This window comes from Chitinimonas sp. (assembly GCF_036568685.1).
GTDB lineage: Bacteria > Pseudomonadota > Gammaproteobacteria > Burkholderiales > Chitinimonadaceae > Chitinimonas.
The window spans coordinates 1-23,686 of the sequence record NZ_DATCSC010000061.1 but is presented as its reverse complement, the minus strand read 5'-3'; the positions used below and the strand labels follow the sequence as shown (position 1 = coordinate 23,686).

25 protein-coding genes and 1 pseudogene are annotated in these 23,686 nt (G+C 59.1%); 14 read left to right on the top strand and 12 right to left on the bottom strand.

The window, feature by feature from the left end:
- Positions 1 to 879: NAD(P)/FAD-dependent oxidoreductase (locus VIM95_RS09755; protein WP_331985083.1), on the top strand; the 879-nt coding region annotated here is incomplete at its 5' end.
- A gap of 93 nt (positions 880 to 972) precedes the next feature.
- On the opposite strand, the gene VIM95_RS09750 is transcribed toward VIM95_RS09755, so the two are convergent.
- The 3 genes from VIM95_RS09750 to VIM95_RS09740 are packed head-to-tail and all read right to left on the bottom strand — an operon-like array spanning position 973 to position 2,334.
- Positions 973 to 1,473 (bottom strand): Hsp20/alpha crystallin family protein, encoded by a 501-nt coding sequence (locus VIM95_RS09750; protein WP_331985081.1) that lies wholly within the window; start codon positions 1,471 to 1,473, stop codon positions 973 to 975.
- Positions 1,474 to 1,492: 19 nt separating this feature from the next.
- A complete protein-coding gene (locus VIM95_RS09745; protein WP_331985079.1) occupies positions 1,493 to 1,855 on the bottom strand; it encodes an Hsp20/alpha crystallin family protein in 363 nt (120 codons plus the stop codon).
- Positions 1,856 to 1,881: 26 nt separating this feature from the next.
- Positions 1,882 to 2,334 (bottom strand): Hsp20/alpha crystallin family protein, encoded by a 453-nt coding sequence (locus VIM95_RS09740; RefSeq protein WP_331985077.1) that lies wholly within the window; start codon positions 2,332 to 2,334, stop codon positions 1,882 to 1,884.
- Between the two features lie 349 nt (positions 2,335 to 2,683).
- On the opposite strand from VIM95_RS09740, the gene metE reads away from it, so the two are divergent.
- The 7 genes from metE (at position 2,684) to VIM95_RS09705 (ending at position 10,359) form a co-directional block, all read left to right on the top strand.
- The gene (gene metE / locus VIM95_RS09735; protein ID WP_331985075.1) at positions 2,684 to 4,981 is read left to right on the top strand and encodes a 5-methyltetrahydropteroyltriglutamate--homocysteine S-methyltransferase; all 2,298 of its coding nucleotides are present in this window, start codon (positions 2,684 to 2,686) and stop codon (positions 4,979 to 4,981) included.
- A gap of 417 nt (positions 4,982 to 5,398) precedes the next feature.
- Positions 5,399 to 5,731 (top strand): winged helix-turn-helix domain-containing protein, encoded by a 333-nt coding sequence (locus VIM95_RS09730; RefSeq protein WP_331985073.1) that lies wholly within the window; start codon positions 5,399 to 5,401, stop codon positions 5,729 to 5,731.
- A gap of 9 nt (positions 5,732 to 5,740) precedes the next feature.
- Positions 5,741 to 5,998, top strand: coding sequence for a hypothetical protein (locus tag VIM95_RS09725; protein ID WP_331985071.1), 258 nt, complete (start codon positions 5,741 to 5,743; stop codon positions 5,996 to 5,998).
- 191 nt (positions 5,999 to 6,189) lie between these two features.
- Positions 6,190 to 6,612 carry a hypothetical protein gene (locus VIM95_RS09720; protein ID WP_331985069.1) on the top strand — a complete coding sequence of 141 codons (423 nt, stop codon included), beginning with the start codon at positions 6,190 to 6,192 and terminating at the stop codon, positions 6,610 to 6,612.
- A gap of 246 nt (positions 6,613 to 6,858) precedes the next feature.
- A complete protein-coding gene (locus VIM95_RS09715) occupies positions 6,859 to 8,070 on the top strand; it encodes an ABC-three component system protein (protein WP_331985067.1) in 1,212 nt (403 codons plus the stop codon).
- A complete protein-coding gene (locus VIM95_RS09710) occupies positions 8,063 to 8,509 on the top strand; it encodes a three component ABC system middle component (protein WP_331985065.1) in 447 nt (148 codons plus the stop codon). The genes VIM95_RS09715 and VIM95_RS09710 overlap by 8 nt, the downstream gene beginning before the upstream one ends.
- Complete coding sequence (locus VIM95_RS09705; RefSeq protein ID WP_331985063.1) at positions 8,506 to 10,359, top strand: DUF3732 domain-containing protein; 1,854 nt, start codon at positions 8,506 to 8,508, stop codon at positions 10,357 to 10,359. Before VIM95_RS09710 ends, VIM95_RS09705 begins: the two co-directional genes overlap by 4 nt.
- Positions 10,360 to 10,653: 294 nt before the next feature.
- Here VIM95_RS09705 and VIM95_RS09700 read toward each other — a convergent pair whose 3' ends face one another.
- Together VIM95_RS09700 and VIM95_RS09695 are read right to left on the bottom strand one after the other, a co-directional pair.
- Positions 10,654 to 11,214: a hypothetical protein gene (locus tag VIM95_RS09700; protein WP_331985061.1), complete on the bottom strand. Its 561-nt coding sequence runs from the start codon at positions 11,212 to 11,214 to the stop codon at positions 10,654 to 10,656.
- A gap of 144 nt (positions 11,215 to 11,358) precedes the next feature.
- Positions 11,359 to 12,255, bottom strand: coding sequence for a LysR family transcriptional regulator (locus tag VIM95_RS09695; RefSeq protein WP_331985059.1), 897 nt, complete (start codon positions 12,253 to 12,255; stop codon positions 11,359 to 11,361).
- Positions 12,256 to 12,391: 136 nt separating this feature from the next.
- Here VIM95_RS09695 and VIM95_RS09690 point away from each other — a divergent pair, with 136 nt between their 5' ends.
- Positions 12,392 to 12,577, top strand: coding sequence for a 4-oxalocrotonate tautomerase (locus tag VIM95_RS09690; RefSeq protein WP_331985057.1), 186 nt, complete (start codon positions 12,392 to 12,394; stop codon positions 12,575 to 12,577).
- A gap of 125 nt (positions 12,578 to 12,702) precedes the next feature.
- On the opposite strand, the gene VIM95_RS09685 is transcribed toward VIM95_RS09690, so the two are convergent.
- Positions 12,703 to 13,623: an NADP-dependent oxidoreductase gene (locus VIM95_RS09685; protein ID WP_331985055.1), complete on the bottom strand. Its 921-nt coding sequence runs from the start codon at positions 13,621 to 13,623 to the stop codon at positions 12,703 to 12,705.
- A gap of 22 nt (positions 13,624 to 13,645) precedes the next feature.
- Positions 13,646 to 14,092, bottom strand: a complete 447-nt coding sequence (locus VIM95_RS09680) for an ester cyclase (RefSeq protein WP_331985053.1) — start codon at positions 14,090 to 14,092, stop codon at positions 13,646 to 13,648.
- A gap of 113 nt (positions 14,093 to 14,205) precedes the next feature.
- Between VIM95_RS09680 and VIM95_RS09675 the strand changes: the two genes are divergently transcribed.
- Positions 14,206 to 15,117, top strand: coding sequence for a LysR family transcriptional regulator (locus VIM95_RS09675; protein ID WP_331985051.1), 912 nt, complete (start codon positions 14,206 to 14,208; stop codon positions 15,115 to 15,117).
- Positions 15,118 to 15,265: 148 nt separating this feature from the next.
- Here the strand turns inward: VIM95_RS09675 and VIM95_RS09670 are convergent, their stop codons facing one another.
- Positions 15,266 to 16,144: a LysR family transcriptional regulator gene (locus tag VIM95_RS09670; RefSeq protein WP_331985049.1), complete on the bottom strand. Its 879-nt coding sequence runs from the start codon at positions 16,142 to 16,144 to the stop codon at positions 15,266 to 15,268.
- A 105-nt stretch (positions 16,145 to 16,249) separates the two neighbouring features.
- Between VIM95_RS09670 and lldD the strand changes: the two genes are divergently transcribed.
- Positions 16,250 to 17,380 carry an FMN-dependent L-lactate dehydrogenase LldD gene (lldD, locus tag VIM95_RS09665; RefSeq protein ID WP_331985047.1) on the top strand — a complete coding sequence of 377 codons (1,131 nt, stop codon included), beginning with the start codon at positions 16,250 to 16,252 and terminating at the stop codon, positions 17,378 to 17,380.
- 207 nt (positions 17,381 to 17,587) lie between these two features.
- A complete protein-coding gene (locus tag VIM95_RS09660; RefSeq protein WP_331985045.1) occupies positions 17,588 to 18,526 on the top strand; it encodes a patatin-like phospholipase family protein in 939 nt (312 codons plus the stop codon).
- Between the two features lie 259 nt (positions 18,527 to 18,785).
- Here the strand turns inward: VIM95_RS09660 and VIM95_RS09655 are convergent, their stop codons facing one another.
- Entirely contained in the window at positions 18,786 to 19,430 is a 645-nt protein-coding gene (locus tag VIM95_RS09655) for an NAD(P)H-binding protein (RefSeq protein WP_331985043.1), read from the bottom strand.
- Between the two features lie 391 nt (positions 19,431 to 19,821).
- Here VIM95_RS09655 and VIM95_RS09650 point away from each other — a divergent pair, with 391 nt between their 5' ends.
- Both VIM95_RS09650 and VIM95_RS09645 read left to right on the top strand, forming a co-directional pair.
- The gene (locus VIM95_RS09650) at positions 19,822 to 20,394 is read left to right on the top strand and encodes a TetR/AcrR family transcriptional regulator (protein ID WP_331985041.1); all 573 of its coding nucleotides are present in this window, start codon (positions 19,822 to 19,824) and stop codon (positions 20,392 to 20,394) included.
- 38 nt (positions 20,395 to 20,432) lie between these two features.
- Positions 20,433 to 21,260: an SDR family oxidoreductase gene (locus tag VIM95_RS09645; RefSeq protein ID WP_331985039.1), complete on the top strand. Its 828-nt coding sequence runs from the start codon at positions 20,433 to 20,435 to the stop codon at positions 21,258 to 21,260.
- A 265-nt stretch (positions 21,261 to 21,525) separates the two neighbouring features.
- On the opposite strand, the gene VIM95_RS09640 is transcribed toward VIM95_RS09645, so the two are convergent.
- The 3 genes and pseudogenes from VIM95_RS09640 to VIM95_RS09630 all read right to left on the bottom strand — a co-directional run.
- Positions 21,526 to 22,077 carry a DUF1003 domain-containing protein gene (locus tag VIM95_RS09640; protein WP_331985037.1) on the bottom strand — a complete coding sequence of 184 codons (552 nt, stop codon included), beginning with the start codon at positions 22,075 to 22,077 and terminating at the stop codon, positions 21,526 to 21,528.
- 97 nt (positions 22,078 to 22,174) lie between these two features.
- Entirely contained in the window at positions 22,175 to 23,191 is a 1,017-nt protein-coding gene (locus VIM95_RS09635) for a choice-of-anchor tandem repeat NxxGxxAF-containing protein (protein ID WP_331985035.1), read from the bottom strand.
- 82 nt (positions 23,192 to 23,273) lie between these two features.
- Positions 23,274 to 23,686 (bottom strand): annotated as a pseudogene (locus VIM95_RS09630) (hypothetical protein); the annotation flags it as partial.

Genomic DNA, 23,686 nt, shown 5'->3' with positions numbered 1-23,686 from the left:
CGCATGAGCACCCGCCGAGGAGACGGGTGGCAGTGCGATCACGGCGCGCAGTATTTCACCGCCCGGCACCCCCTGTTTGTAGCCCAGGTGGCCGAGTGGGAGGCACAAGGCCTGGTGCAGGCCTGGCAGGGCAAGATCGGCGCCTACGAGGCCACCGGCTGGCGCCACCATACCGAGCCGCTACCGCGCTATGTGGGCACGCCGACCATGAACGCCCCGCTCTCGTCCGTCGCCCATGGCAGGGGCATGACGGTAGAGCGCGGTACCCTGGTAGAGCGCCTGCTGCGTGCCGAAGGGGGCTGGCAGCTCAAGCTCAGGGATGAAGACCAACCCAGCACAGCCTTCGACGCCGTGCTGCTGGCCATGCCGGCCCCGCAAGCCCATGCGCTGGCTGCACCGTGGTCCCGCCAGTTGGCCGACGAGGCCAGCCAGGTCAGGATGCTGCCCAGCTGGGCGCTGATTGCCCACTTCGACCAGCGCCCCTTCCTGGAAGTTGATGCCGCCTTTATCAACCAGGGGCCGCTGCGCTGGATCGCGCGCCAGGCCAGCAAGCCCGCGCGTGGCAAGGCCGAATGCTGGCTGATCCACGCCCAGGCCGAGTGGAGCGAACAGCACCTTGAGCAAACCCCGGAGCAAGTGGCCGAGGCCATGATCCAGGCCCTGCAGGCGCTCGGCGCCCCCGCTCCCCGCCAGTGGTCCATCCACCGCTGGCGCTATGCCGATATCGCCGCGCCCCTGGACATCGGTTCCGCCTTCGATGCCGACCTCAAGCTGGGTTGCTGTGGCGATTGGCTGTGCGGCGGCAAGGTGGAAGGCGCCTGGCTGAGCGGCAACCATCTGGCCCAAGCCTTGATCGAACACCAAGGCGCCGCGCGGTAGCGGCAAGCACCGTCCACCCCGTGGCCTTGCCAAAAGAAACCCCTCCGCGCGGGAGGGGTTTCGGTAGAGAGTGGCAACAATTGAAGGTGCAAACTAGCCCTGGCGTACCTCGATACGGCGAGCGGTCGAGGACGCCAACTTGGGGAAGGCGATCCTCAATACGCCGTCACGGTAGGCGGCTTCCGCCTTGTCCACATCCACCGCCACCGGCAAGGGCACCATGCGCTGAAAGCTACCGTAGGCGCACTCCAGTATCCGGTACTGCTTGAGATTGGCACTGCGCTCAAATCGCTTGGCGCCAGAGACGGTCAGCATATTGCCCTGCACCACGTAGGAGAAATCCTCTTTCTCCATACCCGGCGCTTCCACCCGCACGATCAGCTTGCCGCCCTCGTCGTAGACGTCGACCGCCAGATAGGCCCAGGACGCCACCCCAAGGCGGCTGCCATCTGCCTGGCGCGGGACGGCATCGCGGCTATCCGGCGAGTAGTACGTCAGCGCGCCGGCTGCACGCTCCTTCAGCTTGGCCCAGCCATTGTTCAACGATGCCCAGAACTGGCTTAGCCCTTCCTTCCAGTCATGTACACGGTTCATGGCAATGTCTCCTGCGGTACTAACCCTGCTGGATCGCAATCCGGCGCGGCTGTGCCTGGGCCACCTTGGGTATGCGCAGGCGCAGCACACCATCTTTGAGGGCGGCGTCTATCCTCTCGGTATCCAGTTCCCGGCTCAGCTCAAAGGCGTGCCGGTAGCGCGGCACCCGCACCTCGGCATAGACCGATTCCAGATCACCCGGCAGCGCCGTGGCCACGGCCGCTTCCAGCAGCAGGTTACGTCCCTCCACCTTCAGCTCCAGCGTATCGGTACTGGCCCCAGGCAGGTCCGCCACGATGGTGATGCCGGTCGCATCTTCAAATACATCCACGCGCGGTTGCGCGGCAGGCGCGTCGACGCCTGCGATCTGCTTATCGCTCATGATCTATCCTCCAATGGCTGGTCGGTTCAGGCTATGGCAATGCGCCGCGGCTGGGCTGCGCCACTGCGCTTGAGGCTGATATTCAGCACCCCGTCGCGGTAGCTCGCCTTCACCTGATCGGGATCGACATCCTCCGGCACGCTGATGGCACGCTTGAAGCGACCATGAAAGCGCTGCCGCCGGTACACATTGACCTGCTCGGATTCGGTCGGCACCTCGTCCACCCGCTCGCCGGACAAGGTCAGCACCCCTTTGTGGAGCACCAGTTCCACCTTGTTGGGGTCCACGCCGGGCAGAAAGGCAAACACCTCGGTACTGCCGGGGGTATTGCCGATATTGATCGCCGGGAAGGCGCCCGCACCGGTCGCCCGTATGCCCTGCGTCGCCGTGGTATTCCCAAACGCCGCATCCAGCTCCCGCCCCAGTCTCTCCAGCTCGCTGAAAATTCCGCTGGGAAAGCTCATGGATGATCCATTCATGATGTCGCTCCTTTCCAAGTAGAAAGTCCTGCATAGGACGCTTCCTTAGATAGGGGCTGGCAAAGTCATTTCAAGAGCAAAATAATCATTAATATTCAATTACTTAATTATTATTACCCCTGCATCCCTACCCATAGCTGGTGTGCCTGCTTGCGGCCCCTCCTGCCGATTGCGCGGCCAGGGTGACCGCTCGGCAAGCCACCTCCCCTACGGCCTGCGTACTCCCCGGCCCGGTCATGGCACAACATGAATCAAATTCACATCTTCATTAATCATTACCATTTTCCCTCATGAACCCAGCCCTCTACGATGGTCGCCATCTTCATCATTCCATCTAGAGAGCACCGCCATGGCACGTACCCATAACCTCGGCTTTCCGCGCATCGGCGCCAAGCGCGAGCTCAAGTTCGCTTTGGAAGCCTACTGGAAGGGCCAGTCCTCGCTGACCGATCTGCAGGCCCTGGCCGCCGAACTGCGCCAGCGCCACTGGCAGGACCAAGCGGGGCTGGACCTCGCGCCGGTGGGCGAATTCTCCTTCTACGACCAGATGCTGGACATGAGCTTCACCCTGGGCAACCTGCCCGAGCGGGTGCAGGGCTTCCATGGCAATGTGCTCGACAACTACTTCCGCGTGGCACGTGGCCGCTCGGCCCAGGGTGCCGAAGAGCACGCCCACTGCTGCGGCGGCGTGGCCGCCGGTGAGATGACCAAGTGGTTCGATACCAACTATCACTACATCGTCCCCGAGTTCAGCGCCGCCACTGAGTTCAAGCTCGATGCCACGCGCCTCCTCGACCAACTGGCCGAGGCCCGCACCCAAGGCGTGAAGGCCAAGCCGGTCATCATCGGCCCCGTCACCTACCTGGCACTGGGCAAGGCCAAGGACCATAGCGACAAGCTGGCCCTGCTGGAGCGACTGCTGCCGGTCTACGCCGAGCTGCTGGCCACCCTGGCCGCGCAGGGCGTGGAATGGGTGCAGGTCGACGAGCCCATCCTCGTCACCGAGCTGGCGGCAGACTGGCAGGCAGCCTTCCGCCGTGCCTACCAGGTGCTGGGCACCGGTAAGGCCAAGCTCCTGCTGGCCACCTACTTTGGCCAGTTGCAAGGCAACCTGAGCCTCTTGGCCAGCCTGCCGGTGCAGGGTGTGCACCTCGACGCCATCAACGCCCGTAACGAGATTGCCGCCCTGGTGAGCCAGCTAGCGGCAGACAGCGTGCTCTCGCTGGGCGTGGTCAACGGCCGCAATATCTGGAAGACCGACCTGAACGCCGTGCTGGATTGGCTGGAGCCACTCTCCCGCCAGCTGGGCGACCGCCTCTGGATCGCCCCCTCCTGCTCGCTGCTGCATGTGCCGGTGGACCTCGACAGCGAACAGAAGCTCGATGGCGAGATCAAATCCTGGCTGGCCTTTGCCAAGCAGAAGCTGGGCGAGCTGACCGTGCTGGCCCGCGCGCTGAACCAGGGCCGCGCCAGCGTGGCAGATGAGCTCGATGCCAACCGCCTGGCCATTGCCGCCCGCCGCAGCTCGCCACGCGTGAACAACCCCACCGTCAAGGCCGCCATTGCCAAGATCGACGCCCAGCTGGGCCAGCGCAAGCAGCCCTACGCCGTGCGCGCCGGCAAGCAGGCCGCCCTGCTCAAGCTGCCCAAGTTCCCCACCACCACCATTGGCTCCTTCCCGCAGACCGCCGAGATCCGCCATGCCCGCAGCCAGTTCAAGGCGGGCCAGATTGATGAAGCTGCCTACCAGGATGCCATGCGCGCCGAGATCGCCCGCAGCGTGAAGGAACAGGAAGCCCTGGGCCTGGACGTGCTGGTGCACGGCGAGGCCGAGCGCAACGACATGGTCGAATACTTTGGCGAGCAGCTCGATGGCTACACCTTCAGCCAGTTTGGCTGGGTGCAGTCCTACGGCTCGCGCTGCGTGAAGCCGCCCATTCTGTTCGGCGACATCAGCCGCCCCAAGGCCATGACCGTGGAGTGGATCAAGTACGCCCAGTCGCTCACCGGCAAGCCCATGAAGGGCATGCTGACCGGCCCGGTCACCATCCTCAACTGGTCCTTTGTGCGCGACGACCAGCCGCGCTCGGTATCGTGCTACCAGCTCGCGCTGGCGATCCGCGAAGAAGTGCTGGACCTGGAAAAAGCCGGCGTGCGCGTGATCCAGATCGACGAGGCCGCCCTGCGCGAAGGCCTGCCGCTGCGCCAGTCGCAATGGCGCGAGTACCTGGCCTGGGCCGTGGAATCGTTCCGCATCACCGCCAATGGCGTGGCGGACGAGACCCAGATCCACACCCATATGTGCTACTCGGAATTCAACGACATCATCGAATCCATCGCCGACATGGACGCCGACGTGATCACCATCGAGACATCGCGCTCCGACATGGAGCTGCTCGATGCCTTCGACCACTTCAACTACCCCAACGAGATCGGGCCGGGCGTGTACGACATCCACTCGCCCAACATCCCCACCGAGGCGCATATCGTGCACCTGATGCAAAAAGCCGCCGAGCGCATCCCGGCCGAGCGGCTGTGGGTGAACCCGGACTGCGGCCTCAAGACCCGGCAGTGGAACGAGGTCATCCCCGCCCTGACCAATATGGTCAACGCCGCCAAGGCATTGCGCGCCGCGCAGCAGTCATAACCACTCCCAGCGCGGGGGCTTCCGGAAGCCTCAATTTCTAAGTTCGCACCCGCAGGGAGTGGGCCGAATTGGTAAGGCGCTTGCAGCGCCAACCACTTCGCTCACAAGGCGCGAGTGAAAAATTTCTACGCGGCATATAGCTGATATGTAAGGAGAAATTTTTCGCGAGCAACGCCGTATTGCGACGAAAGTGGGGTTTCTGGAAGTTCCCGTAGCCCTTTTGCCCCCCGCAGATCACGGCCCCCGCGGGGGGTTTCTTTTTGCGCCGCGCGCCCCACGACCGGCAGGCTCGCTCCACGCCAAACAAGCCACTGGCTGTGGCTGCGATGCCGCAATCCCGCCCCCACCCATCCACTTTTTTACACGCGTTTCACAAACCAGCTTGACTCGCTTACACCTGTCAGTTATTTATTACACGTGAAAACACGAAACGCAGATCACACCGGAGATCAGCTGCTGGCCATGTTGGCGGCGCTGGCCAACCCGCACCGCCTACGCATCATCGCGGCGCTGCAGGCTGGCGGGCGCAACTACGTCAGCCAGCTGGCGCGCGAGCTGGGCATCAGCCGGCCGCTTTTGCACCTGCACCTGCAAAAGCTGGAAGAAGCCGGCCTGGTCACCAGCCAGATGGAGCTATCCAGCGACGGCAAGGCGCTGAACTACTTCGAGGTGACGCTATTCGCGCTGCAGATCACACCCGCCGCCATCGTGGCAGCGGTCCCCACACTCAACGCTTCAACCGACACATAGAGGCCCGCCATGTCTGAAGGTATCTACTTGATGACGCTGTTCACCCTGTTCGGCACGATCCTGCTGGTCTTTGGCATGCGCTACTACTCCGCAGTCCAGCAGGCCAAGGTGCTGCTCGCCAACGAAGACGACTACCAGCAACTGGTGACCAAGCTGGCCGGCCAACAGGCCGACATCGCCCAGTCCCTGGCCAGCATGGAGGCCACTCTGGCTGAGCTGCACGGGCGGGTGGCATCGGTCGAACGGATCTTGAAGGACGTTGAATAAAGGCCGATCACCCTGCCCGGCTGGCGCCGTCATCGCGCCACGGCGAGCTAGGTGAAGGACCTTGATCTGAACGAAACCCGCTGGCGCGGCGTAGACCGCAGCGCCGGGCTGGGCAGGCAGCACCGTGTTCAAGCTTTCTGATAGTGCCGCGCACTGCACCCAGCGCAGCGGCCACAACGAGGAGTAGGACCATGCCGCACGTATCCGTACCCCTGTACCGCCTCTATCTGCTCCGCGCCATGTACCTCTTGGTCGTCGTCGGCCTCGGGCTCATGGTCTGGCCCGGCATACTGCACCCCAATCCCAACCGGGAGCTGATGGATGGCGTGGTCGCCTGCATGCTGGCCGCTTTCTCGCTGCTCTGCCTCATTGGTCTGCGCTACCCGCTGCAGATGCTGCCCGCACTGATGTGGGAGCTGCTCTGGAAGGTCATCTGGCTCAGCACCGTGGTCTACCCCCACTGGGCCGCTGGCACCCTGGACGAAGCCACCACCACCAACGCCTACTACTGCGCCCTGGTCATCCTCATCCCCATCGTCATGCCCTGGCGCTATGTGTGGGACCACTATGTGCGCAAGGCGGGGGATAGGTGGAAGGTGGCGGTGCAGGGGTGATGGTGAGGCGTAAGACAGGCCGTAACAATGTGTGCTGGCGGCCCACTATCCACGCAAATTGAGTCGTAAGGCGGTAGGGGGAATGCCATCGGCGGCGACATTTTCCCTGAGGAAGCAGTATCATTGAAAAGCTAACAGCCTCAAATACGAACGGGGCTGTTTTTGGAGCGCCGCCAGAATTCCGACGACAGTTGGATTTAAGGCAATGGCATAGTGCATAGCCGAGAAATGGACTGAGCGTCTGACGTGGCCGAAGAAAAATCATATTCCGAGAAGACCAGCGCCGGGGATACAAGCATTGGTTTTGACTACCAGCACTACTACTTTCTCTATCGCATCCTGAATTTGGGAACAGGTCAGTCGGTCGGCTTTGAAATCAAGGATGATGTTCATACCGAGCTGAAGGCCGATTTCAATATTTTGTACCAGTTGAAACACACGGTCCAAACAAACGCTGCCGGCACACCGATTGCGTTGACCGAATTAGATTCAGATCTGTGGAAGACCCTTTACAACTGGTCTCAGGTAATTAGTGACAAGGTCGACGGGCGAGAGGAACTTGCTGCTCAACGCTTATTTGTTTCAAAGACTGAGTTTCACCTGGTTTCAAATAAATCGCTAAGCAAGACAAATACATTTCTGAAACTACTTGTTGAGTTTCAGGAAAGCGGAAATTTTGAGATGCTAGACATGCACCTCAAGGACTTGTCTGATAAAACCGAAAATGCAGATATCGAAAAATATATCTCCTCGGTCAATTGCCTTGAGGAAAGTGTTAGAAAAGACTTCCTTCATCATGTTCGGCTTGAGCTTGAGGTTGATGACATAATTAGTCGAGTCAAGAATTCCATTCGCGAGAAAATTATCGGTCCGGAAAAAATAGATGCCGTGTTCGAACGACTTGACTCCCGCATACGCAGCGAAAATTTCCTCACCATAAAAAATGGGAGCGCACTGATTATCAGCTTTGAGGAATTTTCCAAACGATATGGAAAAATCTTTGAAGATTCTAGAAACAAGAAACTTGTTGCGCATCGCTTTCAATCGATCCTACCCGATGATATTTTTTCACAAAGATTCATCAAAAGACTAATTGAGATTGGTGCATTATCTATTGCAGATAGTGAACGAGCGATTGATTACACACGACAAAAAATTCGATTGTCCACAAATCTAGAGAGATGGGTCCAGGAAGGAAATGTCGTTGGCGACGAGGTAGAAGACTTTCACAACGAAGTTTTCAACCGCTGGGACAATGAATTCTACGGGCTATTCGATAAATGTACGAGCATGAGCGAAGTTATTGATTCTGCCTTTGATTTATTAAGGATGCTCAGACGTGAACGCTTCAGACTGGGTGATACCGAGCTTGACACCCAACTGAGCAATGGTGAACTCTATTACCTCTCAGACATTGGGCGTATCGGTTGGCATAGGGACTGGGCTGACAATGACTAAACGCTGGTCGGGGTACAACAACGTAGGGATTTGTGCGGCCGCGCTCCTGGCGGTGCTCGCGCGTGCCAAGCAACTTTCCGTCGCAAAAGCACTGCTGGTTATGCCGATTGTAATGCATGATGCGACTATTCGACATATGGGTAACGGAAATATTGCCTTTAGAGAGGTTGCGGGCTTGGTCGCTGATAGGCCTGACTTATTCGTGAATTTCAACTCACGTTTTGAAGAAAGTCTTACGACTTCGGTAAATGCAATACAATGGATTGTCGCAGCTGGCTATGCAAGTTTTGATGGGAAACTGATTCTACTAAAGCCACTAAGAATCGATGCAAGCTTCGGGAAGCGGGCACAACGGATAGAAAAGGCAGCTGCGCATATTGCTGCCGTCTTAGCCGCTCCTGCTGATGAACTTTATTTAAATTTCAGGGTACAGCTTTGAATTTCGGATTCGACTCCATCACACTGTGGTCTAGGGGCGGGGAATGCCGCAGTCTTACTTTCGCGAGAAACAAGGTCAATGTGCTTTCCGGCGAGAGCCACACCGGGAAAAGCGCCCTTCTGGACATCATAGATTATTGCTTTCTTGCTAGCTCACACAAGCTCCCAGACAGTGTCATTAATGAGAATGTGGAGTGGTATGGACTGAAATTTTATATTAATGACAAGACTTATTCGATAGCTCGAAAAAGTCCAAATGGAAACAAAGTTTCGGATGAGTATTACTTTTCCTCTCTGGGCGTAGAGCCGGACATTCCTATTGCCAATGCACGTGAAGATGATATCAAGAAAATATTAGAGGCAGAATTCAAAATCGACGAGACTGTGACTATCCCTTATGGAGGCAGTGCTCTAAGAGCCAACTCCAAGGTGTCGTTCAGATATTTTTTTCTCTTCAACACCATTTCAGAAGACATCATTACTAACAGCAAGGTGTTCTTTGACAAGCAATCCGAGGATCGCTACCGCGAAGCATTGCCACGAATTTTTGACATGGCGCTAGGGATTGATGACCTTGCGAATATGGCAGCGCGCGAGCGTAAGGAGTTACTGGAAAGGGAGCTCGCTCAAGTAGAGCGAAAAAACTCTCAACTTCGCTCTGGGCGCGATGACTTTGATAGCGAAATTCGTGAGATCGCAGCCAAGGCAACAGAGTATGGAATTTTCAATAGTAGCGCCGAAGGTGTCTCACGCGAAGTAGTCAGACATGCAATTAATAATGCCGCCTCCACCGAAACAGGGGATGCATTGGATCGTCATGCTACGGTTATCGCAGAGCTATTTTCCATAGAGCGTCGGCTAAGAAAACTCAAACAGTTCACGTCTGAGTATCGCGCGTACAAGGATGCACTAAAAGGGGCAAAAGACAGCCTACTCCCAATCGAACAACTCATCAAGCAGGCACCAACACTAGTAAAATCAGAAATTTTCGATCAGCTTATAAGCAGTCTGAAAGCAGATTTGTTGGAGGTAAAGAAGTCTACTGCAAAAAGGCAACCTGTTGACGGCCAGATTGCTACGATAGTGCGTACTCTAGAACTCAAGCGAGACACGCTCGAAAAGGAACTTGCGGGCCTGCCGCGGGAGCCTTTGTCTTTTGCTACCGAGCGGGAAAAGTGGCTATTCGTTGGCGAGGCGAAAGGCCGGTTCAATGCATATGAAGCGGTAGCTCCAGTGAACCCCCAGTTGGCACCCAAGTTTTCGACCGATGAGTTGCAGCGGCAAATAGATGCTATTCATATACGAAACGTCGACGAAACTCGTACAGCCGTAATCTCGATGATTAACGAGATTGCTCAAGGCTATCTAGCCGATACCGGCAATGCACTAGCGAACTATTCCACATATTTGACTGATTTTGCTTATGGGGAAAAGCGTCTTCGGCTTCGTAAACCTCGCTCGAGCCTTATTGAGAACGTTGGCAGCAGTTCAAATCATATGTTCCTGCATCTGCTACAATTCCTCGCCCTTCATGAAGTAGCAATCAGTCACAAATCACCCTTTGTGCCTAGCCTCCTCGTCATAGACCAGCCTAGTCGGCCTTACTATCCCGATGAAAAACCGAAAGACGATGTCATTCTTAACAATAGTGACAGTGAGAAAGTATCCATAGCGTTCCGGCTTCTTAATGACTTTGTAGCTCACATGAACAAAGACTATCAGGCTGAATTTCAGATGATTGTGTTCGAACATGTACCAAGAACGACGTTTATCGGATTAGACCATGTGCATTTACTTGCAGAATTCCGGAACGGCGAAGCGCTGATTCCTCAATCTTGGCAAGCCAGCTAATCAAGAGGAATTCGGCTAGGTCTTGCAACCCAAAAAATTAATACATAATTGCAAGACCTGTCCCTAAGCGTATCCCTGAAATCTACGCCTGTGTGTAATAGCTAGCCTAAACCGTCTAGCTCGCAAAGAACGATCAATCACCGTCCGATCATCGGTCTACAGAGACCAGGCGAAGTTCGAAGCTACCAGGCTGGAACTCCACCTTCTTGAAAATTACGTGACATTTGGGGTCGGGTCTTGCAATCCAACAAATTGTTGCATTGCTTACCTTACCCCAGTTTCTCCAGAACCAGCCTAGTCCAGGGCGCTATGGCAGAAACGCTTGCCAAAGCCGAGTACATGGCAGTGATAGCCGCGGGGGAGCACTGGCTCGGGGGCACCGTCGTCCGGTGGCTTTGCGGCCGGCATAGGCAGGTGTATCGATGCTTCCATGCGCTGTAGCAGCCACGCATGTCGGCTGGTCGCCTTCTCGTCGCCTGCTGCACCAGCCTTTGCATACCACTGCAGTGCTTCCTGTTGTTCCCAGTTGTCCCCTGCCTGGAGGGTATCGGCCACGGCCAGTGCTGCACCATCGATCTGCTGCCCTGCGGCCTCCCGCAACAGCGGTAGCGCTGCGTCGCGATTGACGGGTGTACCGATCCCATACAGCTGGCACAGGCCTTTGTGAAAGCGCTGCTGGGGTGCAAGCTTGCCCTTGTGCTTGGAAAGCGAAGGGCACATCGGCTGGACCAGGCTGCGGCGAGCTTGGTGGTCGGCTTCGATATCCGCATCTGGCTCTGCCAGCACTGAGGCGCATAGCAGCACGCCGGCCAGGCTGCGGACGAGTGCAGGAAAGAATCTACTTGGATATGCCATGGGGGCTGATTCTAGCTCGCCCACCCTGCGTGTGCGAATGCGCTCCCGCTCCGCTTCGCGGAAATTGCGGGCCGGTCCCCTGCGTACTCAACGCCACTTTCCTACTCAGCCCGATCACCAGCAGCGCCGAAAGCGTTCAACCCCTTAGCCGGGTGCGGAAGCTGGCTCCTCCCCCGGCCCAAAGCGCGCCAACAGGAAGTCGATGACGCTGCGCAGCTTGGCCGTGGGCCGGCTGTCCTGGGCGTAGATCAGGTAAGTGGGCGTGGTCTTGTATGACCAGTCCGGCAGTACCCGTACCAGTCGGCCGGCGGCGATATCGTCGGCCAACAGCACCTCGGGCTGGAGCACAATGCCGGCGCCGTGCAAGGCGGCAATGCGCAGGGCGCTGCCCTGGTTCGACGTGAACCGCCCCTTTACCACCACCTCGCAGATTTCGCCGGCGGGGCCCAGCAGGTGCCAGCGGTCGTGCCGGCTCCAGTACGACAAGCCCAGGCACTGGTGCGCCGCCAGCTGTGCCGGGTGGCTCGGCACCCCATGCCGATCCAGATAGGCGGGTGCCGCCGCAAGAATGCGGCCATAGGGGCGCAATGGCCTTGCCACCACCCCTACGGCGTCGATGGCACCGATATGGATGCCCAGCTCGTAGCCATCGTTGATCAGATCAGGCAGGCGGTTTTCCAGCGTCAGCTCCACACTCACCTCGGGAAAGCGCGCCATATAGTCGGCCAGCGCAGGCACCAAGCTCTGGCTGCCGAAGCTCACTGGCGCCACCATCCGCACCAGTCCGCGCGGGCTGGCCCGCAGCTCCGACGCGCTGCCCTCGGCCAGCGCCACCTCCGCCAGCACCAGCTTGCACCGCTCGTAGTACAGCCGCCCTACCTCGGTAAGCTGCTGCCGCCGCGTGGTGCGGTGGAGCAGCCGCGCATCCAGCCGCTGCTCGATGGTCCGAACATGCTTCGCCACCATGGTGGGCGACACCCCGCTCGCCGCGGCCGCCGCCGTAAAGCTGCCGCTCTCGACCACCCGAACGAACATCGCCATGCCAGCCAGCTTATCCACAATTCAGAACCCATAGGTTTGGAATGGGTGAAATTATGGCCCATTTATCCAAGCCTATGCCTGCGCAAAACTGGCGGTGTTGGCACGCACCCTGCGCGCCGCTTACCAAGGAACCATCATGCCTATCTTGCGCCTCGAAATGCACCCTGGCCGCACCCTGGAGCAGAAGCGCAGCTTCGTCCAGGAGGTCACTCGCGTTACGGCGGAAATCCTGGCCTGCCCGCCAGAAAGCGTCGATATCGTCATCACCGAAGTTGCCCGCGAGTCCTGGGGCAAAGCCGGGAAGCTGGTTGCCGACCGATGAGCCCGCGGCAAGGCCCCACCTTGTCGTTTTGGGGAGAGAATTCAGGGGCAGGTCTTGTATTTTGCATTGCCTGGATGCGTGCAAAATACAAGACCTGCCCCCAGTTCTGTGCGGCAACGCTCTCGTTAGTTGCGCGTGCGGATCAAAACCTTGCCACAGGCGTGGCCGGTTGCGACTTTCTCCAGCGCTGCGCGCGCCTCTTCCAGCGGGAAGATGGAATCGGTGACGATCTGAAGTTGCCCGCTCTGAAACTGTTTGACCGCCTCAGCAAGAAAGGGCGTGGCGCTGGCGAAAAATACAGACTCGCCTCCCTTGCCATTTCTTCCCTTGATACCGAACTCCACCAGGCTTGCGATACGCCCGCCCGTGCGCAGTACCGGCCACGACTTTTCAAGCGTCTCGCCACCTATGGCGTCGAGCACCAGATCCACGTCGCGCAACTGCGAGAAATCTTGCGTGCGGTAGTCGATCACTTCGTCCGCCCCAAGGCTTTTCACCAGATCGAGGTTCGCAGCTGATGCCGTGGCGATCACGTAGGCGCCCGCACGATGTGCCTGCTGAACCGCCATGACGCCCACGCCACCCGCTGCGGCATGGATCAACACGCGCTGGCCACGCTGCAAGCCGCCGGTTTCGAAAAGCGCCTGACGGGCAGTGCCAAACGTGGTCGGCAGTGCGGCGGCCTGCTCGAAGCTCATTGCCTCTGGAACGGCGTACACGTCGGCAGCCGCGATCACGATGCGCTGTGCAAACGCGCCACCGGCACTGGGCGCGCTACGGCCGAAAACACGATCGCCCGCTTGCAGATGGCTCACCTCCTCGCCCACGGTTTCGATTACCCCGCTGAAGTCGGTGCCAGGCACGTAGGGAAATTCAACCGGGAATACCTGTTGCAGGTAGCCCGCAACAATCTTCACGTCCAGCGGGTTGACGCCCGCTGCCTCAATGCGAACGACTACCTCGTTGCCCTTGGGAGTACGCACCGCGACTTCGCCGCTCCCCAGGACATCCGGGCTGCCGAAGGTCTCAATATGTGCTGCTTTCATGAGTAGGCTCGCTTGAAGATGATCAGGACTGAACGGGGAACTGGCCGAGCTGCAGGAACAGGCCGAACCAGTCCTCCATGTGCCAGGTCGTGGTGACACGTCCCTCATCCAGCTTGTGGAACTCATGCAGACGGAAGCTGACTGCCTTACCGGTAGGCGCGATGCCGAATATTTCTCCGCTATGCGTACCGGTGATCTCGGCACGTACCCCGACCTGACCGGGCACTTGGATCATGTCGTGGATCACGATGCGCACATCGGGGAAAGCTTCCCCAAAGCTGCGAATGATCGGCTTGATGCCTTCGGGCCCAGGGCCCTGACCCGGTCCCAGCGGGATGTCGTCCCACGCCGTCGACAACACGGCGTCGACAAGGTCGGGGTTTTTCTCGTTGAAGGCGCGATACAAGGTTTCTACAGCTAAGCGCTCAATGCGCAGGCGCTCGTTGAGTTCGGCGTTGGATGTACTCATGGCTAGGATCTCGTCGGGTTGGAATGTCTTCCGGGTGTTTGGAAGTGACGAGAGTTTGCGCCGCAGAGTAATATCCATCCAACAAATGAAGAATATGAATCATTATTTGAAATATGAATTTTCAAGGTATAGACCTGAACCTGCTGGCGGCCTTCGACGCGCTGATGAACGAGCGCAATGTGACGCGTGCCGCCACCCAGGTTGGTGTGAGCCAGCCGGCCATGAGCGCAGCGCTGTCGAGGCTGCGTAAGCTACTGGGCGACCCCCTTTTTCTGCGCAGCGCCGATGGTCTGCTACCCACGCCACGCGCACGCGAATTGGCCGCCCCCATTTCACAGGCGCTACGGCAACTCGAAGCCACCTTGGTGAGGAAGCCGGAATTCGTCCCGCACGAGGCAAAGCTGACGATCAACCTGGGGCTGTCGGACTATCCCGCATTCGTGCTGTTGCCCTCGTTACTCGCAGCCCTCGAAGAACAGGCACCCGGCATATTGATCAATGTCCATGCCTTCAACGACCGGGACCATGCGGTGGACTTGCTCGATGCGGGCGCTATCGACGCGGCCATTGGCGTGCCGCCCACGCATCCTGAAGGACGCATCCTTACTCGACCGATCCTGCAAGATGAATTCGTCACCATCATCGCGAGCAAGCATCCAGCGGCACGACGTGGGATGGACATGGAGACCTACCTGTCCCTTCCACACGCGCTCGTATCGCCGGAGGGGCAGCGGCATGGACTGGTGGACCAGGCATTGGCGCAACAAGGCGAGCAGCGCACACTGGTGCTGACCCTGCCACAGATGTTCGCACTGCCCACCATCGTCGCGAGCACCCGCATGACGGGAACCGTCTTGAAGCGAATCGCGCTCAATTCACCGTCTGCTCGAAAGCTGGCCTTTTTTCCGCCGCCAGTTGCCTTGCCGGAAATCGTGTTTCATCTGATCTGGCATCGTCGAAGCGATAGCAACCCGGCGCAGCAATGGATGAGGACACTGATCGAATCCGTCGCAACGGCGCTTTAGTTACCTGGACTGTTGGGCAAAGCGCGCAATGACGGCATTGGGGGCCCGATACCGTCTTGAACAGCAAGCTCCGTTTGTTGGTGATTTCACCAGACGGCTTGCCCGCCGTGATCACCCCGTAGATCGGATGGGGGTGGGGCAGTCCGCCTTACGGCAGCATCTCCCGCGCTAGTTCCAGCCATGCCCGGGCGGCGGCCGGCAGGTGGGCTTGGCGCCGCCAGGCCAGCATCATGTGCCAATCGGTTTGTGGTTCGGCCAGCGGCACCAGGCGGATCGCGTGGTTCTGGTATTTCTCTGCCAGCATACGCGGCAGGAACGCCACCCCCAGTTCTGCCTTGACCAGGTCGACGATGAAGTCGATCTGTGCGCTGCGCGCGCAGATCTTCGGTGCGACGCCCTGGCGTTCGCATGCGTCCAGAATGATGCGGTTGAGGGTGAAGCCTTCCTCAAACAAGATGAATGGCTCGGCCGCCAAGGTGGGGAAGTCCAGTTCCGGACGGTCGGCGAGCGGATGGCTGGCCGGCAGCACGACGGTCAGCGGTTCGACGCGCACATCCTGACCATCGAGCTCTGGGCCGAGCGGCGCCAGGATGGCCGCGAGATCCACCACGCCGCCTTGCAGGCATTCATGCAACTGCTCGCCACCATACTCGAGCAATTGGATCTCGATATTCGGATAACGGCGGCGGTAGGCGGTAAACATCTTGGAGAACAGCACGCCGCTGCCGACCGGTGGCAGGCCAATGCGCAACGTACCGCGCTGCAAGCCCTGCAGTTCCTTCAGTTCGGCGATCAGATCGTCGCGCTCCGCCAGCATGACCAGCGCGCGGCGGTAGACCACCTCGCCGGCCGCCGTCAGCTCGCAGCGGTGACCCAGGCGATTGAGAAGGGGCACCCCCAGCTCCTCCTCCAGCGTCCTGACGGCCTTGCTGATCGCCGACTGGGTCAGCAGCACCACCTCCGCCGCCTGCGAAAAACCGCCTTGCCGCACTACTTCGACAAATGCTCTTACCGTCCGTAGATTCATTACCATTCCAATTTGGACTGGAATTAAACAATATTAGTCGTTTGCATCATATACCAACTGAATCTAAGCTGTACCTCTGTCCTTCGTGACCACAGGGGTTCCGCCATGATCATTTCCTCCGCCTACGACTACCGCGAAGCGGCGCGCCGCAAGCTGCCCCGTTTCCTGTTCGACTACATCGACGGCGGCGCCAATGCCGAGCACACCATGGCCGCCAACCAGGCCGACCTGGCGTCGATCAGCCTGCGCCAGCGCGTCCTGCGCAACGTGGAGGGGGTGAGCCTTGAAACCTCCCTATTCGGTCTGCGCCAAGCCATGCCGGTGATCCTCAGCCCGGTCGGGCTGACCGGCATGTATGCCCGCCGCGGCGAGGTCCAGGCGGCCAGGGCGGCGGCGGCCAAGGGGGTGCCGTACTGCCTGTCGACGGTGTCGGTCTGTCCCATCGAAGAGGTCGCGTCAGGGAGCCCGCAGCCGATCTGGTTCCAGTTGTATGTGCTGAAGGACCGCGGCTTCATGCGCAACGCGCTGGAGCGGGCACAGGCGGCCGGCGTCACCCACTTGGTATTCACGGTGGACATGCCGACACCGGGCTCGCGCTACCGCGATGCGCACTCCGGCATGTCCGGCCCGTATGCCGCACCGCGCCGCCTGCTCCAGGCAGCCACCCGACCGGACTGGGCAATCAAGGTCGGACTGCTGGGGCGCCCCCATGACCTGGGCAATATCTCGGCCTACCGGGGCAAGCCCACCAAACTGGAGGACTACATCGGCTGGCTTGCGCAGAATTTCGATCCATCGATCAGCTGGCATGATCTGGAATGGATACGCACCTTCTGGAAGGGTCCAATGATCATCAAGGGCATCCTGGACCCGCAGGATGCCCGCGACGCGGTCAGCTTCGGCGCCGACGGCATCGTCGTCTCCAACCACGGAGGGCGGCAGCTTGATGGCGTACGCTCCACCGCCCGCGCCTTGCCGGCGATTGCCGACGCCGTCGGCAGCGACCTGACGGTGCTGGCCGATTCGGGCGTGCGCTCAGGATTGGACGTTGTGCGCATGCTGGCGCTGGGCGCGCGCGGTGTATTGCTGGGCCGCGCCCCGATCTATGCACTTGCGGCTGATGGGCAGCGCGGCGTCGAAAACGTGCTCGACATCTTTGCCAAAGAAATGCGGGTCGCGATGACCCTGACCGGGGTGACGTCGATCGACCAGATCGACGCGTCGGTGTTGGCGTGACCATCACACTCTGCGTGGGAGAACTGGGGTCCGGTCTTGCAATCCAACATACCTTTGCATGGCAAGCGCTGCCCCAATTTTCTCTGGCCCAACCTTCGCCCGGCTTGAGCCGTCAAGGCAGTACCCCGTTTATGCGATACTGAATCATCTCGCATCCGCCAAGCTGTCTCGTGGTGGCCAACTGTGTAGCCGTTGGGGAAAGATCAGATGAATTTCAGCATTCGAGTGACCGGCGACAAGCACCTGAACAGCGCCGGGCCTAGTTACCGCCACCTGGGCTTGGTGTGCCAAGGTGGAGGGCAGCGCGGCATTTTTACCGCCGGCGTCCTCGATATGTTCCTGAAAGCGGACTTCTTCCCTTTCAGTACGCTCATCGGCGTCTCCGCCGGGGCGCAAAATCTCGCCGCGTACGCGTGTGGTGCAAACGGTTATGCCCGCCGCGCCATCGTTCGCCATACCACCCACAAGGCGTTCTACAGCCCCATACGTTTTGCACGTGGCGGCCATCTGGTCGATCTCGACTGGTACTTTGAATCCCTCAACTCAGACACCCTCCTCGATGTTGAACGCGGGCAGAAACGACTTGAGGGACGATCTTTCTATCTGTGTGCCAGCCGCCGTGACACGCTGGAAGCCACCTATCTGCCCTTCCATAAGGACAAACTGCAGCAGGCGATCAAGGCGTCCAGTGCCATTCCTCTGCTCTACCGTGATAGCGCGATGCTGGATGGGGTGGACTATTGGGATGGCGCAGTCGCGGATGCCTTGCCCGTGCGTGCCGCACATGACAAAGGTTGTGACTGCATCGTCGTGATCCGCACAACTCCGCGCGAGGCCGATGGCGGCGCCGCGCGGCTCTCACGCGGCCTGGCATACGGGCGCCTGAAAGGCATGCCCGCGCTGATCGAGCGCCATATCACCAACTACAACGAGGCGAATCGCTTCATCGAGAATCCCCCTCCAGCGGTCAATGTCGTCGAAATTGCCCCCCGGCAGCCGCTCAAGAGCCGCATGCTCGGCAGCGACTTACAAGCGCTGCGCCACGACTACCGCTTGGGCTTGGCTTGTGGGCGCATGTTCCTGGAACACTATGCAGCGCGACTGGAAGGTTCAACGAACACCTTCCCAACCACGGCCACCGCTTAGTCTTGAAAACCAGGGGCAGCGCTTGCAATCCACCCAATCTGGGCCAGATTGCAAGATCCGCTCTTGATTGCGGGGCGCTGGCTGTGGCTGCCTACCGTGCCGGCGGTGGCTGACTAGCGTGCTGGTGGCTGCTGACCAACGCAAAACGGACATTCCTAGCCGATGCTGTGGCGACCGCTATCGACCCATAGCAGACCTCCGCCCAAGCAATTGACTGCTTCCGCTAATCGACTGAGACCGGACGCCAGATGCAGCGTCCTCAGTGTTGCATGGTGCCAGACAGCAAGATCGCTTTACCATTGGCTTGCGGAACTGCTGACAGCAATGCTCTTGCTACGGCAACTGCTTCGATTGGCTTGTAGTTTGACGGGATCAGAAACCCGAGTACGTTGCCTAGCAGGGCTGCCCATCTTTCACCGGGGCGGATTGGTTGCCCAACAGCCCCGCGATCTCCTACCAGCATCGATGGGCGTGCAATTACCAATCCTTCGAACGGCATTTTCGCCAACGCAGCCTCCAAATCGCCTTTCACGCGGCTATAGAAAATCGCCGAGCCGGAATTAGCCCCCATTGCGCTTACCAGCCCCACCTTCTTCACGCCTGCAGCATGCGCGGCCTTCGCAACCGCCAGGTTCGTATCGAAGTCGATCGCGCGAAAAGCGCTTTGGCTGCCCGCCGTCTTTATTGTTGTTCCAATCGCCAGATACACCTCGTCGGCTGGTGGCAGGTCCGGCAACTTGGTGAAGTCGACAATATGAGCCACCAGCTTCGGATGCTGAATCACGAGTGCTCTGCGGCTGAGGCTATGCACTTCAGCCACATTCTCGTCGGCCAGCAGACCATCGAGAATCTCCTTTCCTACAAGACCTGTCGCCCCAGCAATGATGGCGATTCGCTTTTTCATAGGTTGATACCCCTCACTGCAGATGATCTTCCGGTCGTGACAGAGCTCGATACGGTGAAGCCGACAAATGTCTAGGCAGCAAGATAGCCTGACCAAAGCCCGGCCGCGAGCGCGTCACCGCCACCATAAGAGCGTTGCATGCTCAATTTTACACGAAAATTAATTCGTTAAAAGATCGTCTGTCGTGTATCTCGACGACACGCTGGAACCTTGCCCGACACGTCCGTGCATTGTGCCAACCTCATCAAAACACCTCAAGCTCATGGCGAATTTTGGGCGATTCTACACGTATCGTCCGGCCCTCCATACCTTGATCGATGTCACTACCGTTCGTCTGAAGCAACGTCATTGCCACTTGTAACCGAATAAATATTCGCCTATGGTTGCAGCCATGAAACCTAAAGACGAAAAGAAGTTGGACGCCGTACTAACCGCGACGTGCCGCTTGACGGCGGAACGTGGGCTGCTCGGCTTAACCTTAACCGAAATTGCCAAGGCTGCCGGGATTGGAACCAGCACGCTGTATACGTATTTCGCTGACAAGGAAGCGCTATTCAATGAGGTCTATCGCCGCGCCAAATGCGAAGCGATCGACTTCTACGGTGGCGAAATGGATTCTTTGGCGCCGGTAAAAGGGCGCGTCCGCAGCGTGTGGAACAGGATGCTCGATCACCGCTTGAACCGGTACGACCAGGTCAGCTTTATGGAGCAGTTTGTCGGTTCGTCGTTCATGAACGATGAAAGCCGAGCGTATATCAACAGGATTGGAGAAGGGTTGCTGCAGCTCGTCATGGACGGGCAGTCGCAGGAAATCCTGAAGGCCGTGCCGATCCCTTTTTTGACATCCATTTTCTTTGGATCAGTTCGTGAAACCGCACGATTGATCCGTAGCGGAGCAATTGCCGACACTGAGGAAAATCGTGCGGTCGCCTTCCAACTTTGCTGGGATGGCATCCGGAGCTGATCTTCTCTCGTTTGTGTATTAGCTAAAGGAGCATTTCCATGTCTACGAACACCTCCCCCGTTGTCCTTATTACCGGCGCCTCATCTGGAATTGGCCATGCTGCCGCAAATCTCTTCGCTGATCGAGGCTGGCGTGTGGTCGCAACGATGCGGAATCCGGTCGATGGCGCAACATTGGCCGAACATTCCAACATCGCGGTCTTGCCGCTTGATGTCACGGACTCCGCTTCTGTCGAAGCTGCGGTTGCCGGAACGCTAGACCGATTCGGACGGATCGATGCCGTCGTTAACAATGCCGGGTACGGCCTGTTCGGCCCGTTTGAGACTGCAACTGATGAGCAAATTCGCCGGCAGTTCGCAACCAATGTGGATGGCATTTTTGCAGTAACGCGCGCGGTTCTGCCGGCGATGCGGCGCCAGGGTAGCGGCACGATCATTAACGTCGCCTCTCTGGGCGGCCTGATCACGCTTCCCTTGTTCTCGCTGTATAACGCAACCAAGTTCGCCGTCGTCGGCTTCACCGAGTCGCTGTCCTTCGAGCTGGCACCACTTGGCATTCGTGCCAAGTATATTGCGCCGGGCGGGGTGGCTACCCAGTTCGCAGGCCGATCGCTTGCACGTACATTTGAAGACGCGAACAACGCTTATCGAGATACGCTGGCCAGGGTCTCCGAGGCGATGAATACGCGTCGTGGCAACTATTCGACCGCAGAATCGATTGCTGAGGTTATTTTCACTGCGGCAACCGACAGCACCGGCCAGGTGATGTATCTTGCCGGCGAGGATGCCGAGCAAGCGTATTCGATGCTGCGGAGCCTTTCTGAGCCACAGAAATTGCAGATGGTGCGACAGCATTCTGGCTTGTAAGCGCCTCGTCAGATATCGTGCGCATCTGCAAACAGTCGAAGGATAGTAGCCACTTTGCGCACATCAACGGACGGGTATATCAGTTTGGTACTGCGTCCGCTCCTGGCCGAACTGCGACCTAGTGCTTCCTGCTTTGGGCAGCATATCAATCGGGAGCGGCTATCGCCAACGAGGCATCTTTGAAGTGGTCAGCGTCCGCTGGCGCATAGGGTCAGCGGCGCCGGGTACACACCTAGTGCCCCAGCTCTCATGCGCTGCCTATCCATCACGACGCCGCAGGTGGGCGCTCTTCATTCACCCCTGCCTTATCCTGTAGCAAATGCGCGTGCAGCTGCACCGTCAGTGTTTCAATGCGGGCCGCCATGGATTGCGTCAGCTCCGTCAGTTCCGTGTTCTGCCGTAACAGCGTCAGCATCAGCGCAGACTGCCGGGCCGAATCGGAGGCAATGGCTTCGCGATGCTGCGCATCCGCATCGGAATGCGCCTTGTCGCGCTCGGCTTGTCGGGTCTGCGCCAGCAGGATGAGCGGTGCCGCGTAAGCCGCCTGCAGGCTGAAGGCTAGGTTCAACAGGATGAAGGGGTACTCGTCGAAGTGCGCCATACCCACGACGTTGGCCATGATCCATACCGCCACGATGATCGTCTGCAAGACGATGAAGGTGGGGGTGCCGAAAAAGCGCGCAAAGGCTTCTGCCCGCAGGCCGAAGGCATCGCTGCCGAATGCGCTGGACAGGTGTTCGTGCTGGCGCAGGAAGCGCTGGTGATCCACCGCCGAGTGTTTGGCGTCGGGCGACTTTTGCGTAGCTTGTGTTTCCATGTTCGTTCCCATCGGCAATATGGCCGGAATTCTAAGAGGCCGCTGTAACCAGTATGGCGGTCATTGCGCACCAGTGCTGCCAGCAGCACCGACTTGATTACGCCGCCGGATCTGCCCGCAAAACAAACTGCCTGCCATCCGCCAGCGCAATGCGTATGGCCAACTGCCCCGCCTCGTTGACCGACACCGGGTTCAAGGCCAGGTCCGTGATTCCACCATCAAATAGCGTATCGCCCAGGCCCAGCAGCCTATGCCCAATCGGGTCCGGCCCGGTATAGATGCCCAGCTGGCCACCTGCGGGCGTGCCGTAGAAGGCCACCAGCCCAGCATGGTTGATAAGCACCCCACGGAAGCTCTCAAACCCCGCCATGTCGCCGGTAAGGCAAGTCAGGGAGCCTGCCGTGGCGGCATAGATGCCGGGGCCGTTCGCGGCATGCGTGGCCACAAAGGCCACCGTGCCCAGGTCGTTGACGATGGGGAAGCGTGCGATCTCGGCAAAGTCTTCACCGGTCAGCGCGACGGGCTGGCAGCTGCCGCCATCGTGCAGAAAGACGCCCTGCCGGCCATCCTGCAGGTCTGCACGGAAGGCGAGCTGGCCGGCGTTGTTGACCACCGGCAGGCCGTCGAAGCCACGATAGACTTCATCCACCGCCGCGATGGTGGTGGTACCCACGGCATGCCGCAGCTGAATGGACGCTTGCCCAGCCTGCAACGTGCCACGAAAGGCGACAGCGCCCGCCTCGTTCATGGTCGGGCCCAGCGGGCCTATGCCCTTGAAGCTCTCTTGCACGCCGGTCGCGGTCATCTCGCCGCCCGCGTACAGCAGCAGCGCTTCCTCGCCGCCCTGAAGCTCGCCATAGACCGAGAGCACACCCGCCTTGTTGATATCCGGGTGGCTGGCAAAGCGCTGTACGGGGCTGTCTGCGGCCGTGGTCACCGCCACATCGCTAATGGCAGCGCCATCACTGGTAAACACGCCACTGTGCCCATCCGCCAAGGTCGCCTGGAAGGCCACCACACCTTGGTCGGTGATCGAGGCCACATAGGGCGCGAAATCGACAAAGCGGCCGTCGTTCGCGGCGATGATGGTCAGGGTATAGGGCGTGTAGCGCACGGCGGCTCCTGGCTAGCGGGGAGGTATGGAAGGAAGGTCAGAAGGGAAACCGGCCAGATTTGAACGGGTGCCGGTACCTCGATCAGTCGGCAAACTCTTTATACGTGGCTGGCATCTTGCCGTGCTTGGTGAGCAAGTAGCCTTGCCCACTGTCCAGCATGGGCGCATCACTCCCCGCCAAGGTCACTCCTAGTTCCTTCACGTAGGCCAGCAACATGGCATGGGTGAACCGCGCCTTGATCGACTTGGCCTGATAGGCCATCGTATCCTCGAAGGGAAAGGGTTCGCCAAACTGGCCAAACTTCCACCTTCCGCCATCATTGGCCACAAAGATATGTCGGCGCTCAACGCCCTTCGAGTGGCATTCAAGTATCGTTGCCCCGTACTCCATCACCTGCCTGGTGGCTGGGTCAACAACCTGGTCCGCCATCTCAACGCGCATTGCATCCACGCCCAGCCTCGCGGACAGAGCATTGGGCGGACTGGGATCTGTTC

What these genes read in the sequence shown, in the direction of transcription:
- VIM95_RS09750 (WP_331985081.1), bottom strand. Translation starts at nt 1,473, where the DNA reads ATGAACCGTGTACATGACTGGAAGGAAGGGCTAAGCCAGTTCTGGGCA.
- VIM95_RS09745 (WP_331985079.1), bottom strand. Translation starts at nt 1,855, where the DNA reads ATGAGCGATAAGCAGATCGCAGGCGTCGACGCGCCTGCCGCGCAACCG.
- VIM95_RS09740 (WP_331985077.1), bottom strand. Translation starts at nt 2,334, where the DNA reads ATGAATGGATCATCCATGAGCTTTCCCAGCGGAATTTTCAGCGAGCTG.
- metE (WP_331985075.1), top strand. Translation starts at nt 2,684, where the DNA reads ATGGCACGTACCCATAACCTCGGCTTTCCGCGCATCGGCGCCAAGCGC.
- VIM95_RS09725 (WP_331985071.1), top strand. Translation starts at nt 5,741, where the DNA reads ATGTCTGAAGGTATCTACTTGATGACGCTGTTCACCCTGTTCGGCACG.
- VIM95_RS09720 (WP_331985069.1), top strand. Translation starts at nt 6,190, where the DNA reads ATGCCGCACGTATCCGTACCCCTGTACCGCCTCTATCTGCTCCGCGCC.
- VIM95_RS09710 (WP_331985065.1), top strand. Translation starts at nt 8,063, where the DNA reads ATGACTAAACGCTGGTCGGGGTACAACAACGTAGGGATTTGTGCGGCC.
- VIM95_RS09700 (WP_331985061.1), bottom strand. Translation starts at nt 11,214, where the DNA reads ATGGCATATCCAAGTAGATTCTTTCCTGCACTCGTCCGCAGCCTGGCC.
- VIM95_RS09695 (WP_331985059.1), bottom strand. Translation starts at nt 12,255, where the DNA reads ATGGCGATGTTCGTTCGGGTGGTCGAGAGCGGCAGCTTTACGGCGGCG.
- VIM95_RS09690 (WP_331985057.1), top strand. Translation starts at nt 12,392, where the DNA reads ATGCCTATCTTGCGCCTCGAAATGCACCCTGGCCGCACCCTGGAGCAG.
- VIM95_RS09685 (WP_331985055.1), bottom strand. Translation starts at nt 13,623, where the DNA reads ATGAAAGCAGCACATATTGAGACCTTCGGCAGCCCGGATGTCCTGGGG.
- VIM95_RS09680 (WP_331985053.1), bottom strand. Translation starts at nt 14,092, where the DNA reads ATGAGTACATCCAACGCCGAACTCAACGAGCGCCTGCGCATTGAGCGC.
- VIM95_RS09675 (WP_331985051.1), top strand. Translation starts at nt 14,206, where the DNA reads ATGAATTTTCAAGGTATAGACCTGAACCTGCTGGCGGCCTTCGACGCG.
- VIM95_RS09670 (WP_331985049.1), bottom strand. Translation starts at nt 16,144, where the DNA reads ATGAATCTACGGACGGTAAGAGCATTTGTCGAAGTAGTGCGGCAAGGC.
- lldD (WP_331985047.1), top strand. Translation starts at nt 16,250, where the DNA reads ATGATCATTTCCTCCGCCTACGACTACCGCGAAGCGGCGCGCCGCAAG.
- VIM95_RS09660 (WP_331985045.1), top strand. Translation starts at nt 17,588, where the DNA reads ATGAATTTCAGCATTCGAGTGACCGGCGACAAGCACCTGAACAGCGCC.
- VIM95_RS09655 (WP_331985043.1), bottom strand. Translation starts at nt 19,430, where the DNA reads ATGAAAAAGCGAATCGCCATCATTGCTGGGGCGACAGGTCTTGTAGGA.
- VIM95_RS09650 (WP_331985041.1), top strand. Translation starts at nt 19,822, where the DNA reads ATGAAACCTAAAGACGAAAAGAAGTTGGACGCCGTACTAACCGCGACG.
- VIM95_RS09645 (WP_331985039.1), top strand. Translation starts at nt 20,433, where the DNA reads ATGTCTACGAACACCTCCCCCGTTGTCCTTATTACCGGCGCCTCATCT.
- VIM95_RS09640 (WP_331985037.1), bottom strand. Translation starts at nt 22,077, where the DNA reads ATGGAAACACAAGCTACGCAAAAGTCGCCCGACGCCAAACACTCGGCG.